We start from the raw sequence: 16,449 nt of genomic DNA on the forward strand, positions 1-16,449 counted from the left end.
ACCAAATCCAAAGTTTCGGGAGAGTGAATCATGGGCAAAATTATCGGTATCGACCTGGGGACTACCAACTCCTGCGTCTCCGTGCTGGAAAACGGCGTTTCCAAGGTGATTGAGAACGCCGAAGGCGCACGTACTACCCCTTCCATCGTGGCTTACGCCAATGATGGCGAAATCCTGGTAGGCCAGTCCGCCAAGCGTCAGGCTGTGACCAATCCGCACAACACCCTGTACGCGGTGAAGCGTTTGATCGGTCGTAAGTTCGACGAAGAAGTCGTACAGAAAGACATCAAGATGGTGCCGTACAAAATCGCCAAGGCCGACAACGGTGACGCCTGGGTTGAAGTGAACGGCCAGAAAATGTCGCCGCCGCAAATCTCGGCTGAAATCTTGAAAAAGATGAAGAAGACTGCCGAAGACTACCTTGGTGAAGCTGTGACTGAAGCGGTGATCACCGTTCCGGCCTACTTCAACGACAGCCAGCGCCAGGCGACCAAAGACGCCGGCCGCATTGCGGGCCTGGACGTAAAACGCATCATCAACGAACCTACTGCGGCGGCTCTGGCCTACGGCATGGACAAGGCCAAGGGCGACCACACCGTGATCGTTTATGACCTGGGTGGCGGTACTTTCGACGTTTCCGTGATCGAAATCGCTGAAGTCGATGGCGAGCACCAGTTTGAAGTGTTGGCGACCAACGGCGACACGTTCCTGGGCGGTGAAGACTTTGACATTCGTCTGATCGACTACCTCGTTGACGAATTCAAGAAAGAAAGCGGCATGAACCTCAAGGGTGACCCGCTGGCGATGCAGCGCCTGAAAGAAGCCGCTGAAAAAGCCAAGATCGAACTGTCTTCGAGCAATTCGACCGACGTGAACCTGCCGTACATCACCGCAGATGCCACCGGTCCCAAGCACTTGAACGTGAAAATCTCGCGCGCCAAGCTGGAATCGCTGGTTGAAGACCTGGTTCAACGCACCATCGAACCTTGCCGCATTGCTCTGAAAGATTCGGGTATCGACGTTAGCGCGATCAACGACGTGATCCTGGTGGGCGGTCAGACCCGTATGCCGCTGGTGCAGCAGAAGGTCACCGAGTTCTTCGGTAAAGAAGCGCGTAAAGATGTGAACCCGGACGAAGCGGTTGCCATGGGTGCTGCCATCCAGGGTGCGGTATTGGCCGGCGACGTGAAAGACGTGCTGCTGCTGGACGTCAGCCCGCTGACCCTGGGTATCGAAACCATGGGCGGCGTGATGACTGCGCTGATCGAGAAAAACACCACGATTCCTACCAAGAAATCGCAAGTGTTCTCGACTGCCGATGACAACCAGGGCGCAGTGACCATTCACGTGCTGCAGGGTGAGCGTAAGCAGGCTGCGCAGAACAAGTCTTTGGGCAAGTTCGACCTGGCCGAGATTCCACCAGCACCACGTGGCGTGCCACAGATTGAAGTGACCTTCGACATCGACGCCAACGGCATTCTGCACGTAGGCGCCAAGGACAAGGCCACCGGCAAGACCCAGTCGATCGTGATCAAGGCCAACTCCGGCCTGTCCGAGGAAGAAATTCAGCAGATGATCAACGATGCTGAAAAGAACGCCGAGGAAGATCGCAAGTTTGAAGAACTGGCCGCTGCCCGCAACCAGGGTGATGCACTGGTTCACTCGACACGCAAAATGATCGCGGATGCTGGCGATAAAGTGACGGCTGAAGAGAAGGCCGCAATCGAAGCCGCCGTGGTTGCCCTGGAAGCCGCCGTTAAAGGCGATGACAAGGCCACCATCGAAGCCAAGGTTGAGGAGCTGTCGAAAGTCTCCGCGCCAGTGGCTCAGAAAATGTACGCCGAGCAAGGCCAGCCAGCTGACGGTGCTGCGCAACAGGCAGAACCTGAAGCCAAGCACGACGACGTTGTCGATGCCGAGTTTGAAGACGTTACAGACAAGAAGTAAGTTGGTCGCCCGGTTGACCGCTATCAAGCGGTGACTGGTAGGATGTCGCCGCGCGGGAGCTTGCTCCCGCGTTGGCGTGTCTGGGGTACGGGAATTTTTACAGCATGCGACAAGGTTCGGATGCTGGCGGTGTGATCGGGAATGCTCCTGCTTTGCGATCGACAGTCACCGCGTTTTTAGCTGGGTCTCGGCTGAAAGCAGTAAAGACCAGGATCGTTGAATTTGACGTGAGTTGGGTCCGGGCCTGTATTGGGGCTCAACGAGTTTGGCAGGCTCAGGAGGGTTTTGCCGGACGTCCTTAAGAGTGCAAAGACTTATGGCAAAGCGTGACTATTACGAAGTGTTGGGTGTGGAGCGCGGCTCCAGCGAGGCGGACCTGAAGAAGGCCTACCGTCGCCTGGCGATGAAGCACCACCCGGACCGTAACCCGGATAACAAAGAATCCGAGGAAATGTTCAAAGAGGCCAATGAGGCCTACGAATGCTTGTGTGACCCGAACAAGCGTGCAGCCTACGACCAGTATGGCCATGCCGGTGTCGATCCGAGCATGGGGGGTGGCGGTGCCGGCTTTGGCGGGCAGAATTTCTCCGATATCTTCGGCGATGTATTCAGCGACTTCTTTGGTGGCGGTCGCGGCGGTCAGCGCGGCGGTGCCCAGCGTGGCAGCGACTTGCGCTACACCCTGGAGCTGAACCTGGAAGAAGCCGTGCGCGGCACCAGCGTCAATATCCGCGTGCCGACGCTGGTCAACTGCAAGCCTTGCGACGGTTCGGGTGCCAAGAAGGGCTCTTCGCCGATCACTTGCCCGACCTGTGGCGGTATCGGCCAGGTGCGCATGCAGCAGGGCTTCTTCTCGGTGCAGCAGACCTGCCCGCGTTGCCATGGCCAGGGCAAGATCATTTCCGATCCGTGCGATTCCTGCCATGGCGAGGGGCGTGTCGAAGAGTACAAGACCTTGTCGGTGAAAGTGCCGGCGGGTGTCGATACCGGCGACCGCATCCGGTTGTCGGGCGAGGGCGAGGCGGGTACGCAGGGTGGCCCGACGGGCGACCTGTACGTGGTGATCAATGTGCGCGAGCACTCGATCTTCCAGCGCGACGGCAAGCACCTGTTCTGCGAAGTGCCGATCAGCTTTGTCGATGCGGCCCTGGGCGGCGAGTTGGAGATTCCGACTCTCGATGGTCGGGTCAAGCTGAAGATCCCTGAGGGGACGCAGACCGGCAAGCAGTTCCGGATCCGTGGCAAAGGTGTTGCACCGGTGCGTGGCGGCGGTGCGGGCGACTTGATGTGCCGTGTGGCCGTCGAGACCCCGGTCAACCTGGATCGTCGCCAGCGTGAGTTGCTCGAAGAGTTGCGCAGTTCGCTGGACGGTGATGGCTCCCATTCACCCAAGACCGCTGGTTGGTTTGAAGGCGTGAAGCGCTTCTTCGGCGACCTGTAAGGACCTGGATATGCGACGTATAGCAGTGATGGGCGCCGCCGGGCGCATGGGCAAGAACCTGGTGGAGGCGGTGCAGCAGCGCTCGCCTCTGTCGGGCCTGACGGCGGCGATCGTACGCCCGGGCAGTACGCTGATCGGCGCCGATGTGGGTGAGTTGGCCTCGTTGGGGCGCATCGGTGTGGCGTTGTCCGGCAGCCTGGAGCAAGTGGTTGAAGAGTTCGATGTGTTGATCGACTTCACCCTGCCAGACGTGATGCTGAAAAACTTGGCGTTCTGCCGCAAGGCGGGCAAGGCCATGGTGATTGGCACCACCGGCCTGAGTGCCGAGCAGAAGCAATTGCTCGTCGCGGCGGGCCAGGATATTCCTATCGTGTTTGCCGCCAACTTCAGTGTGGGCGTCAACCTGTCGCTGAAGTTGCTCGACATGGCGGCGCGGGTGCTGGGTGATGAGGCGGATATCGAGATCATCGAGGCCCATCACCGGCACAAGGTCGATGCGCCATCGGGGACGGCCATGCGTATGGGTGAAGTGATTGCCGATGCCTTGGGGCGCGACCTGTCGAAAGTCGCGGTGTATGGCCGCGAAGGTCATACCGGCGCGCGCGAGCGTGAAACCATTGGCTTTGCTACCGTGCGCGGCGGTGACGTGGTGGGAGACCACACGGTGCTGTTTGCTGCCGAAGGTGAGCGCCTGGAGATTACCCACAAGGCCTCCAGCCGCATGACCTTCGCCAAGGGCGCAGTGCGCGCCGCATTGTGGCTGGAGGGCCGCGAAGCGGGCCTCTATGACATGCAAGACGTGCTGGATCTGCGTTAATCAGTAGCAAAAACGGGCCCTGGGTATTACTCTAGGGCCCCGTTTTTACCCGCTAAGCGACGTCCTGTCGCATTCTCCTGCCTTTTAGGCTCTTTAGCGGTGGACCAAAATAGCCTTTTTCTGTAAGCTACAGCTTTAGTGTGTCCACTAAAAGCGCGCAGAATAATTCAGTGAAGAAGCGGGGTGACGTGTCCATACGTCACTCCGCTTTTTTACAACCTGCGATCGCCCTTTCAGGCTTTATTTACGGGAGGTCTTCTTGACTAAGCCAGCCATACTCGCCCTTGCTGATGGCAGCATTTTTCGCGGCGAAGCCATTGGAGCCGACGGTCAGACCGTTGGAGAGGTGGTGTTCAACACCGCCATGACCGGCTATCAGGAAATCCTTACCGATCCTTCCTACGCCCAGCAGATCGTTACCCTGACCTATCCGCACATCGGCAACACCGGTACTACGCCGGAAGACGTCGAGTCTGATCGTGTCTGGTCGGCCGGTCTGGTGATTCGTGACCTGCCACTGGTTGCGAGCAACTGGCGTAACACGATGTCGCTGTCCGATTACCTGAAAGCCAACAATGTGGTGGCGATTGCCGGTATCGATACGCGCCGCCTCACGCGCATCCTGCGGGAAAAAGGCTCGCAGAACGGCTGCATCATGGTGGGTGACAATATTAGCGAAGACGCGGCGATTGCTGCAGCGCAGGGCTTCCCCGGCCTGAAAGGCATGGACCTGGCTAAAGTCGTCAGCACCAAAGAACAGTACGAATGGCGCTCCACTGTCTGGGACTTGAAGACCGACAGCCACGCGACTATTGAAGCCAGTGAGCTGCCTTACCATGTGGTCGCTTATGACTACGGCGTGAAGTACAACATCCTGCGTATGCTGGTCGAGCGCGGTTGCCGCGTGACCGTGGTGCCGGCGCAAACTCCGGCCGCCGACGTACTTGCCCTGCAACCGGATGGTGTGTTCCTGTCCAACGGCCCGGGTGACCCTGAGCCATGCGACTACGCGATCAAAGCCATCAAGGACGTGCTGGACACCGAGATCCCGGTGTTCGGTATCTGCCTCGGTCACCAACTGCTGGCCCTGGCCTCCGGCGCCAAGACCCTGAAAATGGGTCATGGCCATCACGGTGCCAACCACCCGGTACAAGACCTGGACACGGGCGTGGTGATGATCACCAGCCAGAACCACGGTTTTGCGGTGGATGAAGCCACCTTGCCGGCCAACGTGCGCGCCATTCACAAATCGCTGTTCGACGGTTCCCTGCAGGGTATCGAGCGCACCGACAAGAGCGCGTTCAGCTTCCAGGGCCACCCTGAAGCGAGCCCGGGCCCGAACGACGTAGCGCCGCTGTTCGACCGCTTCATCAATGAGATGGCCAAGCGACGCTGACTGAGTGGCTTGCGGGCGGCCCCGAATCTCGGTGGCCCCCGCAGGCTCTTCAAGGATTGTTCAAGACGGCTTGCCGACTGACCTGCGGATTTGAGTGACAAACCCATGCCAAAACGTACAGACATAAAAAGCATCCTGATTCTCGGCGCTGGCCCGATCGTTATCGGCCAGGCCTGCGAATTCGACTACTCCGGCGCCCAGGCCTGCAAGGCCCTGCGCGAAGAGGGTTACCGCGTCATCCTGGTGAACTCCAACCCGGCCACCATCATGACCGACCCGGACATGGCCGACGCCACCTACATCGAACCGATCAAATGGCAGACCGTTGCCAAGATCATCGAGAAAGAGCGTCCAGACGCACTGCTGCCGACCATGGGTGGCCAGACTGCATTGAACTGCGCCCTGGACCTGGAGCGCGAAGGCGTCCTGGAAAAGTTTGGCGTAGAAATGATCGGCGCCAATGCCGACACCATCGACAAGGCTGAAGACCGTTCGCGTTTCGACAAGGCCATGAAGTCGATCGGCCTCGATTGCCCGCGCTCGGGTATCGCCCACAGTATGGAAGAGGCCAACGCGGTTCTCGAAAAACTGGGCTTCCCGTGCATTATCCGTCCGTCCTTCACCATGGGCGGCACCGGCGGTGGTATCGCTTACAACCGTGAAGAGTTCGAGGAAATCTGCGCGCGCGGTCTGGATCTGTCGCCGACCAAAGAGCTGCTGATCGACGAATCCCTGATCGGCTGGAAAGAGTACGAGATGGAAGTTGTCCGCGATAAAAAGGACAACTGCATCATCGTCTGCTCGATCGAAAACTTCGACCCGATGGGTGTGCACACCGGTGACTCGATCACCGTGGCTCCTGCGCAAACCCTGACGGACAAGGAATACCAGATCATGCGTAACGCCTCGTTGGCGGTACTGCGTGAGATCGGCGTTGAAACCGGCGGTTCCAACGTTCAGTTCGGTATCTGCCCGGACACCGGCCGCATGGTCGTGATCGAGATGAATCCGCGTGTATCGCGTTCTTCGGCGCTGGCATCAAAAGCTACCGGCTTCCCGATTGCACGCATCGCTGCCAAGCTGGCGATCGGTTACACCTTGGACGAGCTGCAAAACGAAATCACTGGCGGTGCTACGCCGGCGTCCTTCGAGCCGTCGATCGACTACGTCGTCACTAAGCTGCCACGCTTCGCTTTCGAGAAGTTCCCGAAAGCCGACGCCCGCCTGACCACTCAGATGAAGTCGGTCGGTGAAGTCATGGCCATCGGCCGGACCTTCCAGGAGTCCCTGCAGAAAGCCCTGCGCGGCCTGGAAGTGGGCGTTTGCGGCCTGGACGAGAAACTCGACCTGAGCAGCCCGGAAAGCATGAGCATCCTCAAGCGCGAGCTGACGGTGCCGGGCGCCGAGCGTATCTGGTACGTGGCTGATGCCTTCCGCGCGGGCATGACCGTCGAAGACATCTTCGGCATGAACATGATTGATCCGTGGTTCCTGGTGCAGATCGAAGATCTGATCAAGGAAGAAGAGAAGGTCAAGACCCTGGGTCTTTCCTCGATCGACCGCGACCTGATGTTCCGCCTCAAGCGCAAAGGCTTCTCCGACCAGCGTCTGGCCAAGCTGCTGGGCGTGACCGAGAAGAACCTGCGCACCCACCGCCACAAGCTGGATATCTTCCCGGTCTACAAGCGCGTTGACACGTGTGCCGCAGAGTTCGCCACCGACACCGCGTACCTGTATTCCACCTACGAGCAAGAGTGCGAAGCCGCGCCGTCGGGCCGCGACAAGATCATCATCCTCGGCGGTGGTCCAAACCGTATCGGCCAGGGTATCGAGTTCGACTACTGCTGCGTACACGCCGCCCTCGCCCTGCGCGAAGACGGGTACGAGACCATCATGGTCAACTGCAACCCGGAAACTGTTTCCACTGACTACGACACCTCCGACCGCCTGTACTTCGAGCCGGTAACCCTGGAAGACGTGCTGGAAATCTGTCGCGTCGAGAAGCCCAAAGGCGTGATCGTGCAGTACGGTGGGCAAACCCCGCTGAAACTGGCGCGTGCCCTGGAAGCGGCCGGCGTGCCGATCATCGGTACCAGCCCTGACGCCATCGACCGTGCCGAAGACCGTGAGCGCTTCCAGCAAATGGTCGAGCGCCTGAACCTGCGCCAGCCGCCAAACGCTACCGTGCGCAGCGAAGACGAAGCCATCCGTGCAGCCAGCAAAATCGGCTACCCGCTGGTGGTGCGTCCGTCCTACGTGCTGGGCGGCCGGGCGATGGAGATCGTCTACGAAGAAGACGAACTCAAGCGCTACCTGCGTGATGCGGTGAAAGTGTCCAACGACAGCCCGGTGCTGCTGGATCACTTCCTCAACTGCGCCATCGAGATGGACGTGGATGCGGTCTGCGACGGCACCGACGTGGTGATCGGCGCGATCATGCAGCACATCGAGCAGGCGGGTGTTCACTCCGGTGACTCCGCGTGCTCCCTGCCGCCGTACTCGCTGCCGCTGCACATCCAGGACGAGATGCGCGAGCAGGTCAAGAAAATGGCCCTGGAACTGGGTGTGGTCGGCCTGATGAACGTACAGTTGGCGCTGCAAGGCGAAGACATCTACGTCATCGAAGTTAACCCACGTGCTTCGCGTACCGTACCGTTTGTTTCCAAGTGCATCGGCGTGTCCCTGGCGATGATTGCCGCCCGCGTGATGGCCGGTAAGACCTTGAAGGAAATCGGCTTCACCAAGGAAATCATTCCGAACTTCTACAGTGTGAAAGAGGCGGTGTTCCCATTCGCCAAATTCCCTGGCGTGGACCCGATCCTGGGCCCGGAGATGAAGTCCACCGGTGAAGTGATGGGTGTGGGCGATACCTTCGGCGAAGCATTCGCCAAGGCCCAGATGGGCGCCAGCGAAGTGCTGCCGACCGGCGGTACTGCGTTTATCAGCGTGCGTGATGATGACAAGCCGCTGGTTGCAGGTGTGGCCCGTGATCTGATCAACTTGGGCTTTGAAGTCGTGGCCACTGCCGGGACCGCCAAGCTGATTGAAGCGGCTGGCCTGAAAGTGCGTCGCGTGAACAAGGTAACGGAAGGCCGTCCACACGTGGTCGATATGATCAAGAATGACGAAGTCACCCTGATCATCAACACCACTGAAGGTCGTCAGTCGATCGCGGACTCCTACTCCATTCGTCGTAACGCTTTGCAGCACAAGATCTACTGCACCACCACCATTGCTGCTGGCGAAGCCATCTGTGAAGCGCTCAAGTTCGGTCCGGAAAAGACCGTGCGTCGCTTGCAGGATCTACACGCAGGATTGAAGGCATGATCAAATACCCTATGACTGTCCAGGGCGCCAAGGCCCTGGAAGAGGAGCACGCTCACCTGACCAAGGTCGTACGTCCAAAGCTGAGCCAGGACATCGGTACGGCCCGTGAGTTGGGTGACTTGAAGGAAAACGCCGAATACCACGCTGCCCGTGAGCAGCAGGGTATGGTCGAGGCGCGGATCCGTGATATCGAGGGGCGCATGCAGAATGCGGTGATCATCGATGTCACGACCATCCCCAAGACCGGCAAGGTGATTTTCGGCACGACGGTGGAAATCGCCAACGTCGAGACGGATGAAAGCGTGACTTACCACATCGTGGGTGAGGACGAGGCTGACTTCAAGCTCGGCAAGATCTCCGTCGGTTCGCCGCTGGCCCGCGCCTTGATCGCCAAGGAAGAAGGGGATGTGGTGGCCGTCAAGACGCCGGGTGGCGTGATCGAGTACGAGATTGTCGAAGTTCGTCACATCTGAACGGCGGCGCCCGCTTCGCGTGGGCGCCGTGCTTTGGCAGCTGGCCCAGATGCTCTGGGTCGGCGGGCTGTGGCTGTTGCATCTGGGTGTATTGCCGGTGCTGGGCATGATTGGCCTGGCCCCGTTGCTGATCGATGAGATCGGCGGATTATTGAGTGCGCTGCTGGTGGGATTTGCGGCGGCGTGCGTGACGCTCCAGGCATTGGTGCTGGTCAAGGCCGAAGGCTTGGGAAGTTTGCGGCGGGATATGCGTGGGCAACTGCTGTTGATGGCGCTGTATGCGTGCGCAATGTATTGCGTGGTGCGCATGCTGCTGCCGGAAGCGTTGCGCTGGCAGCTGTTCAGCTATCTTGTGCTAGGGTTTTCTGGCTTGGTGCTGGTGGTACAGCCGGCGCCGGGATGGAGTGGCGGGGCGCGCGAAGCACGCCCGTGACCCTTGAATCATTTGAAGCGATGAACGTTCGACAGTTGCTTGTTGGCGCTGAAATTCTTGCGATACAGCAGCGCCATCTTGCCGATGACCTGAACCAGGTCCGCCTTGCCCACCTTGCACAGTTCTGCAATGGCGGCCAGGCGTGCTTCGCGATCAAGGATGTTGACCTTGATCTTGATCAGCTCGTGATCGCCTAATGCGCGTTCAAGTTCGGCTAACACACCTTCAGTCAAACCGTTGTCTGCCACAATCAGAACTGGTTTCAGATGGTGGCCAATGGATTTGTACTGTTTCTTCTGCTCTTGAGTGAGCGGCATAATCTGACCCCTGCGTCTGATCTTGTAAAAAGCGGCGGCCAGTTTACCCGAGCGAGTCCGGGACCGCCCAGTTAATCACGACCCGTTTTATTTTCGAGGTGGCCTGTGGCCCGTTCCAAAACTAGCCTTAAGTGGCTGCAAGAGCATTTCAACGATCCTTACGTCAAAAAGGCGCAGAAGGACGGCTATCGTTCACGGGCCAGTTATAAGCTGCTGGAGATCCAGGACAAGGACAAGTTGATCCGCCCGGGCATGAGCGTTATTGACCTGGGTGCCGCCCCGGGTGGTTGGTCCCAGGTGACCAGTCGTCTGATTGGTGGGCAGGGGCGTCTGATCGCGTCCGACATCCTGGAAATGGACAGTATCCCGGATGTGACCTTTGTTCATGGTGACTTCACCCAGGACGCCGTACTTGCGCAGATCCTTGAGGCGGTAGGAAATTCGCAAGTAGACCTTGTGATTTCCGACATGGCCCCCAATATGAGTGGATTACCGGCCGTTGATATGCCGCGCGCGATGTTCCTCTGTGAATTGGCGCTGGATTTGGCAGGTCGGGTTTTGCGTCCGGGTGGAGATTTCCTTGTGAAGGTCTTCCAGGGCGAAGGTTTTGACGAGTACCACAAGAACATTCGCAAGTTGTTCGACAAGGTGCAGACGCGCAAGCCTGACTCCTCCCGGGACAGATCCAGGGAGCAGTATTTGTTGTGCCGCGGCTTCCGCGGTGTCGAGGGCGCTGCGAGCGAAGAGCGTTTTTGAGAAATTCGAGGTAGGCGATAGGTTTTTTTAAATCGCTTTCGTCACGAAGCTTTACGAATATTGTGTAGTCAAAGTTTCACAAAGGGTTACAGACGGCGCCTGCCAGAGTTGTAGGTAATGTAGTAAGTTAGGCCGGTGAATATCATGCGAAGCGCGCGCCAGTAGCGGAGCTTGCTTCAGAGGGTAGTTAATTGAACGATATGGCAAAGAATCTGATCCTGTGGTTGATCATCGCGGCTGTCCTGGTGACGGTGATGAACAACTTCTCCAGCCCTAACGAGCCGCAGACCCTCAACTATTCCGACTTCATCCAGCAAGTTAAGGATGGCAAGGTCGAGCGCGTGGCGGTTGATGGCTACGTGATCACCGGCAAGCGCACTGATGGCGACAGCTTCAAGACCATTCGTCCGGCGATCCAGGACAACGGTCTGATCGGCGACCTGGTGGACAACAAGGTGGTCGTCGAGGGCAAGCAGCCTGAGCAACAGAGCATCTGGACCCAGCTCCTGGTGGCCAGTTTCCCGATCCTGGTGATTATTGCCGTGTTCATGTTCTTCATGCGCCAGATGCAAGGCGGTGCGGGGGGCAAGGGCGGGCCGATGAGCTTCGGCAAGAGCAAGGCACGCCTGCTTTCCGAAGATCAGGTCAAGACCACCCTGGCTGACGTTGCCGGTTGCGACGAAGCCAAGGAAGAAGTCGGCGAACTGGTCGAGTTCCTGCGTGATCCGGGCAAGTTCCAGCGCCTGGGTGGTCGTATTCCTCGCGGTGTACTGATGGTTGGTCCTCCGGGTACTGGTAAAACCTTGCTGGCCAAGGCGATTGCCGGCGAAGCCAAGGTGCCGTTCTTCACCATTTCCGGTTCCGACTTCGTCGAGATGTTCGTCGGCGTGGGTGCCAGCCGTGTGCGTGACATGTTCGAGCAGGCCAAGAAGCACGCGCCGTGCATCATCTTTATCGACGAAATCGACGCCGTTGGTCGCCATCGTGGTGCTGGCATGGGCGGTGGTCACGACGAGCGTGAGCAGACTCTCAACCAGTTGCTGGTGGAGATGGACGGCTTTGAAATGAACGACGGCATCATCGTGATTGCCGCCACCAACCGTCCTGACGTACTTGACCCGGCGCTGCTGCGTCCGGGTCGTTTCGACCGCCAGGTGGTGGTGGGCTTGCCAGATATTCGTGGCCGTGAGCAGATTCTCAAGGTCCATATGCGCAAAGTGCCAATGGGCGATGACGTGGCTCCAGGCGTGATTGCCCGTGGGACCCCTGGGTTCTCCGGTGCCGACCTGGCCAACCTGGTGAACGAGGCCTCGCTGTTCGCGGCCCGTACCGGTAAGCGTATTGTCGAGATGAAGGAATTCGAGCTGGCCAAGGACAAGATCATGATGGGCGCCGAGCGCAAATCCATGGTTATGTCCGAGAAAGAGAAGCAGAACACCGCTTACCACGAAGCTGGTCATGCCATTGTCGGTCGCGTCGTGCCTGAGCATGACCCGGTCTACAAGGTGTCGATCATTCCGCGTGGCCGGGCGCTGGGTGTCACCATGTTCCTGCCGGAAGAGGATCGCTACAGCCTCTCCAAGCGCGCCCTGATCAGCCAGATCTGCTCGCTGTACGGCGGCCGTATCGCTGAAGAGATGACCCTGGGCTTTGACGGTGTGACCACCGGTGCTTCCAACGACATCATGCGTGCCAGCCAGATTGCCCGGAATATGGTCACCAAGTGGGGGCTGTCGGAAAAGCTCGGGCCGCTGATGTATGCCGAGGAAGAAGGCGAAGTGTTCCTGGGGCGTGGCGGTGGCGGTCAAGGTGCCAGCTTCTCTGGCGAGACGGCCAAGCTGATCGACTCTGAAGTGCGCAGCATCATTGACCAGTGCTACGGCACGGCTAAGCAGATCCTTACCGATAACCGTGACAAGCTCGACGCCATGGCTGACGCCTTGATGAAGTACGAGACCATCGATGCCGAGCAGATCGACGACATCATGGCTGGCCGTACGCCTCGCGAGCCTCGTGATTGGGAAGGCGGTTCGGGTACTTCAGGCACGCCGCCTGTGGTACAGAACGAACGCCCGGAAACCCCAATCGGCGGCCCGGCTGCCGACCTTTAAGGCTTGAAATGACTTCTGTGTTGCCCTCTACCCGGTTGCCTTGCGGCAGCCGGGTTCTTGATTTGGCCCGTACTCACGTTATGGGCATTCTTAATATTACCCCTGACTCCTTTTCTGACGGTGGTCGCTTCAGCCAGCGGGATGCGGCCATGCGCCATGCCCAAGCGATGGTGGCTGCGGGTGCGACCATCATCGATGTCGGTGGCGAATCGACCCGGCCTGGCGCGCGTGCTGTTTCCCCGTTGGAGGAGATGGAGCGTGTTGCACCGATTGTCGAGCGGATCCACCGTGAGCTGGATGTCATCATTTCGGTAGACACCTCGACGCCGGCTGTCATGCGCGAAACAGCGCGGCTTGGGGCCGGGTTGATCAATGACGTGCGCTCACTGCAGCGCGACGGTGCGCTGGATGCTGCCGCGGCCACCGGGTTGCCTGTGTGCCTGATGCATATGCTCGGCGAGCCGGGGACGATGCAGGACGCTCCGCACTACGACAACCTGGTTGAAGACGTGACGGAATTTCTTGCAGGGCGCATGGCCCAATGCGCCGCGGCGGGAATCGCGCCTGAGCGGATCATCCTGGATCCGGGGTTTGGTTTTGCCAAGACCCTGCAGCACAACCTGAGCCTGTTCAAACATATGGAATCGCTGCATGCCCTTGGTCGCCCCCTGTTGGTTGGGGTGTCGCGCAAGAGCATGATAGGCATGGCCCTGAATCGTCCCGTGGGTGAGCGCCTGCATGGCGGCCTGGCCCTGGCGGCGCTGGCCGTTGCCAAGGGCGCGCGCATTCTGCGGGTGCATGATGTGGCCGAGACGGTTGACGTCGTACGGATGATCGAAGCGGTAGAATCAGCCGAATAAGAATGATGGAGCACTTATGACTAAAAAATATTTTGGCACCGACGGTATTCGTGGTCGGGTCGGCGAGTTCCCGATCACTCCGGATTTTATGCTCAAGCTGGGCTGGGCGGCCGGCATGGCCTTCCGCAGTATGGGTGCATGCCGCATCCTGGTCGGCAAGGACACGCGGATTTCAGGCTATATGTTCGAGTCTGCGCTGGAGGCGGGCCTTTCCGCTGCCGGGGCGGATGTGATGTTGCTGGGGCCGATGCCGACGCCGGCGATCGCTTACCTGACGCGTACCTTTCACGCTGAAGCCGGTATTGTGATCAGCGCTTCGCACAATCCCCATGATGACAATGGCATCAAGTTCTTCTCGGGCCAGGGCACCAAGCTGCCGGACGCGATCGAACACATGATCGAAGAGCTGCTGGATGCGCCGATGACGGTCGTCGAGTCGAGCAAGCTGGGCAAGGTTTCGCGGATCAACGACGCTTCGGGGCGTTATATCGAGTTTTGCAAAAGCAGCGTGCCTACCAGCACCAATTTTGCCGGGCTCAAGGTGGTCATCGACTGTGCCCACGGCGCGACCTACAAGGTTGCCCCCAGCGTGTTCAAGGAACTGGGCGCCGAGGTGACCGTGCTGTCGGCCCAGCCCAATGGCCTGAACATCAACGATAACTGCGGTTCGACCCATATGGGGCAATTGCAGGCAGCGGTATTGGCCGAGCACGCGGACCTGGGTATTGCCTTCGATGGCGACGGTGACCGGGTGCTGATGGTCGATCATACCGGCGCCATCGTCGACGGTGACGACCTGTTGTTCATCATTGCCCGCGACCTGCATGAGCGCAACAAACTGCAAGGCGGTGTCGTCGGCACCCTGATGAGCAACCTGGGGCTGGAGCTGGCCCTGGCCGACCTGGGCATTCCGTTCGTGCGCGCCAATGTGGGCGACCGCTACGTGATTGCCGAGCTGCTGGAGCGTAACTGGCAGATAGGCGGTGAGAATTCGGGGCATGTCGTGTGCTTCCAGCATACGACTACCGGTGATGCGATCATCGCGGCGCTGCAGGTGCTGTTGGCCCTGCGCCGCCGTGAAGAAAGCCTGGCCCAGGCACGCCAGGCACTGCGCAAGTGCCCGCAGGTGTTGCTCAATGTACGTTTCTCGGGGGGTGAAAACCCTATCGAGCACCCGGCGATCAAGGAAGCCTGTGAGCGCGTGACCGTCGCCATGGCGGGGCGTGGCCGGGTCTTGCTGCGCAAGTCGGGAACCGAGCCTTTGGTGCGCGTGATGGTCGAAGGCGACGACGAAACACAGGTTCGCGGCTATGCCGAAGAGCTGGCAAAACTGGTAACTGAAGTTTGCGCCTGAATTCGGCTTGCCAGTGATGATGTGGTTGGGTAACATCTGCGCCCACTTTGACCGACGAGGTACAGCATGCGTCGCACTATGGTAGCTGGTAACTGGAAGATGCACGGTACCCGCGCCAGTGTCGCTGAGCTGATCAATGGCCTTCGTCACTTGGCCTTGCCGAGCGGTGTTGATGTTGCGGTGTTCCCGCCTTGCTTGCATATCAACCAAGTGGTTGAAGGCTTGAAAGGCAAGTCGATTCAGGTCGGCGCGCAGAACTCCGCAGTGGAGCCAATGCAAGGTGCGTTGACCGGTGAGATTTCGCCGAGTCAGTTGGTCGATGCGGGTTGTTCCTATGTGCTTGTCGGGCACTCCGAGCGCCGTCAGATGATGGGCGAGCGTGATGGGACACTCAATCGTAAGTTCGCAGCGGCACAGGCTTGTGGCTTGATTCCGGTGTTGTGTATAGGGGAGACCCTGGAGCAGCGGGAATCGGGCAAGACTCTTGAAGTTGTCTCGCGTCAGCTAGGCAGTATCATTGAAGAGTTGGGTGTTGGTGCGTTTGCAAGGGCAGTCATTGCTTACGAGCCGGTCTGGGCCATTGGCACCGGGCTGACTGCTACACCGCAACAGGCGCAGGATGTGCACGCAGCCATCCGCGCGCAGTTGGCGGCAGAGAATTCTGAAGTCGCACAAGGTGTGCGTCTTCTATACGGCGGCAGCGTGAAGGCGGCCAATGCGGTCGAACTGTTCGGCATGCCGGATATCGATGGGGGGCTCATTGGTGGAGCTTCCCTGAATGCAGATGAGTTCGGTGCGATCTGTCGCGCCGCGGGAAACTGAAAAAATGCTGGAAACAGTCGTAGTCGTTTTTCATCTGTTGGCTGCTCTGAGCGTCGTCGCTCTGGTTTTGCTGCAACAGGGTAAAGGTGCGGATGCTGGTGCGTCTTTCGGTGCAGGTGCTTCAAATACTGTGTTCGGAAGCCAAGGTTCCTCTACCTTTCTTAGTAAGTTTACTGCTATACTTGCCGCCGGTTTCTTCATAACCAGCTTGGGGTTAGGTTACTTTGCTAAAGAGAAAGCTCATGTGCTTACTCAAGTAGGTCTCCCAAATCCAGCAGTGTTGGAAGTGCCAAAAGCAAAACCGGCTTCTGATGATGTCCCGGTGCTTCAAGAGCAAAAGTCGGCTACTCCAGCGACTGACGTGCCTCCAGCTCAAGAGCAGAAGTAAGAAGGGT

At 58.9% G+C, this 16,449-nt stretch carries 14 protein-coding genes; 13 read left to right on the forward strand and 1 reads right to left on the reverse strand.

Features of this window, described 5'->3' with window-relative positions:
* Nucleotides 1–30: 30 nt before the first annotated feature.
* From dnaK to AO268_RS17720, 7 genes are all read left to right on the forward strand, one after another.
* On the forward strand, nt 31–1,947 hold the full coding sequence (gene dnaK, locus AO268_RS17690) for a molecular chaperone DnaK (RefSeq protein WP_099169412.1): 1,917 nt from the start codon (nt 31–33) through the stop codon (nt 1,945–1,947).
* Nucleotides 1,948–2,263: 316 nt separating this feature from the next.
* Nucleotides 2,264–3,388 carry a molecular chaperone DnaJ gene (gene dnaJ, locus AO268_RS17695; protein WP_076962737.1) on the forward strand — a complete coding sequence of 375 codons (1,125 nt, stop codon included), beginning with the start codon at nt 2,264–2,266 and terminating at the stop codon, nt 3,386–3,388.
* 10 nt (nt 3,389–3,398) lie between these two features.
* On the forward strand, nt 3,399–4,205 hold the full coding sequence (gene dapB, locus AO268_RS17700; RefSeq protein ID WP_099169413.1) for a 4-hydroxy-tetrahydrodipicolinate reductase: 807 nt from the start codon (nt 3,399–3,401) through the stop codon (nt 4,203–4,205).
* Between the two features lie 259 nt (nt 4,206–4,464).
* Nucleotides 4,465–5,601, forward strand: a complete 1,137-nt coding sequence (gene carA, locus AO268_RS17705; RefSeq protein ID WP_076962739.1) for a glutamine-hydrolyzing carbamoyl-phosphate synthase small subunit — start codon at nt 4,465–4,467, stop codon at nt 5,599–5,601.
* A gap of 105 nt (nt 5,602–5,706) precedes the next feature.
* Nucleotides 5,707–8,928, forward strand: coding sequence for a carbamoyl-phosphate synthase large subunit (carB, locus tag AO268_RS17710; protein WP_099169414.1), 3,222 nt, complete (start codon nt 5,707–5,709; stop codon nt 8,926–8,928).
* Nucleotides 8,925–9,401 carry a transcription elongation factor GreA gene (gene greA, locus AO268_RS17715; protein ID WP_032862903.1) on the forward strand — a complete coding sequence of 159 codons (477 nt, stop codon included), beginning with the start codon at nt 8,925–8,927 and terminating at the stop codon, nt 9,399–9,401. Before carB ends, greA begins: the two co-directional genes overlap by 4 nt.
* Nucleotides 9,402–9,429: 28 nt before the next feature.
* The gene (locus AO268_RS17720; RefSeq protein WP_099169419.1) at nt 9,430–9,834 is read left to right on the forward strand and encodes an MFS transporter; all 405 of its coding nucleotides are present in this window, start codon (nt 9,430–9,432) and stop codon (nt 9,832–9,834) included.
* Nucleotides 9,835–9,842: 8 nt separating this feature from the next.
* On the opposite strand, the gene AO268_RS17725 is transcribed toward AO268_RS17720, so the two are convergent.
* On the reverse strand, nt 9,843–10,151 hold the full coding sequence (locus AO268_RS17725; protein ID WP_029298992.1) for a YhbY family RNA-binding protein: 309 nt from the start codon (nt 10,149–10,151) through the stop codon (nt 9,843–9,845).
* Nucleotides 10,152–10,256: 105 nt separating this feature from the next.
* Here AO268_RS17725 and rlmE point away from each other — a divergent pair, with 105 nt between their 5' ends.
* The 6 genes from rlmE (at nt 10,257) to secG (ending at nt 16,442) form a co-directional block, all read left to right on the forward strand.
* On the forward strand, nt 10,257–10,907 hold the full coding sequence (gene rlmE, locus AO268_RS17730) for a 23S rRNA (uridine(2552)-2'-O)-methyltransferase RlmE (protein WP_032862906.1): 651 nt from the start codon (nt 10,257–10,259) through the stop codon (nt 10,905–10,907).
* Nucleotides 10,908–11,107: 200 nt separating this feature from the next.
* Nucleotides 11,108–13,018 carry an ATP-dependent zinc metalloprotease FtsH gene (ftsH, locus tag AO268_RS17735; RefSeq protein ID WP_076962741.1) on the forward strand — a complete coding sequence of 637 codons (1,911 nt, stop codon included), beginning with the start codon at nt 11,108–11,110 and terminating at the stop codon, nt 13,016–13,018.
* 8 nt (nt 13,019–13,026) lie between these two features.
* Complete coding sequence (gene folP / locus AO268_RS17740) at nt 13,027–13,878, forward strand: dihydropteroate synthase (protein ID WP_099169415.1); 852 nt, start codon at nt 13,027–13,029, stop codon at nt 13,876–13,878.
* A gap of 16 nt (nt 13,879–13,894) precedes the next feature.
* Complete coding sequence (gene glmM, locus AO268_RS17745) at nt 13,895–15,232, forward strand: phosphoglucosamine mutase (protein WP_076962743.1); 1,338 nt, start codon at nt 13,895–13,897, stop codon at nt 15,230–15,232.
* 66 nt (nt 15,233–15,298) lie between these two features.
* Nucleotides 15,299–16,054, forward strand: coding sequence for a triose-phosphate isomerase (gene tpiA / locus AO268_RS17750; protein WP_099169416.1), 756 nt, complete (start codon nt 15,299–15,301; stop codon nt 16,052–16,054).
* Between the two features lie 4 nt (nt 16,055–16,058).
* The gene (gene secG, locus AO268_RS17755; RefSeq protein WP_003194191.1) at nt 16,059–16,442 is read left to right on the forward strand and encodes a preprotein translocase subunit SecG; all 384 of its coding nucleotides are present in this window, start codon (nt 16,059–16,061) and stop codon (nt 16,440–16,442) included.
* The last annotated feature ends 7 nt before the right edge of the window (nt 16,443–16,449 follow it).

It is taken from the genome of Pseudomonas sp. ICMP 8385 (genome assembly GCF_002699915.1).
GTDB classification, from domain to species: domain Bacteria; phylum Pseudomonadota; class Gammaproteobacteria; order Pseudomonadales; family Pseudomonadaceae; genus Aquipseudomonas; species Aquipseudomonas gessardii.

Bases quoted from the DNA above. Each gene is read 5' to 3' on its own strand.
- glmM (WP_076962743.1), top strand. From the start codon at position 13,895: ATGACTAAAAAATATTTTGGCACCGACGGTATTCGTGGTCGGGTCGGC.
- carB (WP_099169414.1), top strand. From the start codon at position 5,707: ATGCCAAAACGTACAGACATAAAAAGCATCCTGATTCTCGGCGCTGGC.
- folP (WP_099169415.1), top strand. From the start codon at position 13,027: ATGACTTCTGTGTTGCCCTCTACCCGGTTGCCTTGCGGCAGCCGGGTT.
- ftsH (WP_076962741.1), top strand. From the start codon at position 11,108: ATGGCAAAGAATCTGATCCTGTGGTTGATCATCGCGGCTGTCCTGGTG.
- dnaJ (WP_076962737.1), top strand. From the start codon at position 2,264: ATGGCAAAGCGTGACTATTACGAAGTGTTGGGTGTGGAGCGCGGCTCC.
- tpiA (WP_099169416.1), top strand. From the start codon at position 15,299: ATGCGTCGCACTATGGTAGCTGGTAACTGGAAGATGCACGGTACCCGC.
- dapB (WP_099169413.1), top strand. From the start codon at position 3,399: ATGCGACGTATAGCAGTGATGGGCGCCGCCGGGCGCATGGGCAAGAAC.
- dnaK (WP_099169412.1), top strand. From the start codon at position 31: ATGGGCAAAATTATCGGTATCGACCTGGGGACTACCAACTCCTGCGTC.
- AO268_RS17725 (WP_029298992.1), bottom strand. From the start codon at position 10,151: ATGCCGCTCACTCAAGAGCAGAAGAAACAGTACAAATCCATTGGCCAC.
- secG (WP_003194191.1), top strand. From the start codon at position 16,059: ATGCTGGAAACAGTCGTAGTCGTTTTTCATCTGTTGGCTGCTCTGAGC.
- greA (WP_032862903.1), top strand. From the start codon at position 8,925: ATGATCAAATACCCTATGACTGTCCAGGGCGCCAAGGCCCTGGAAGAG.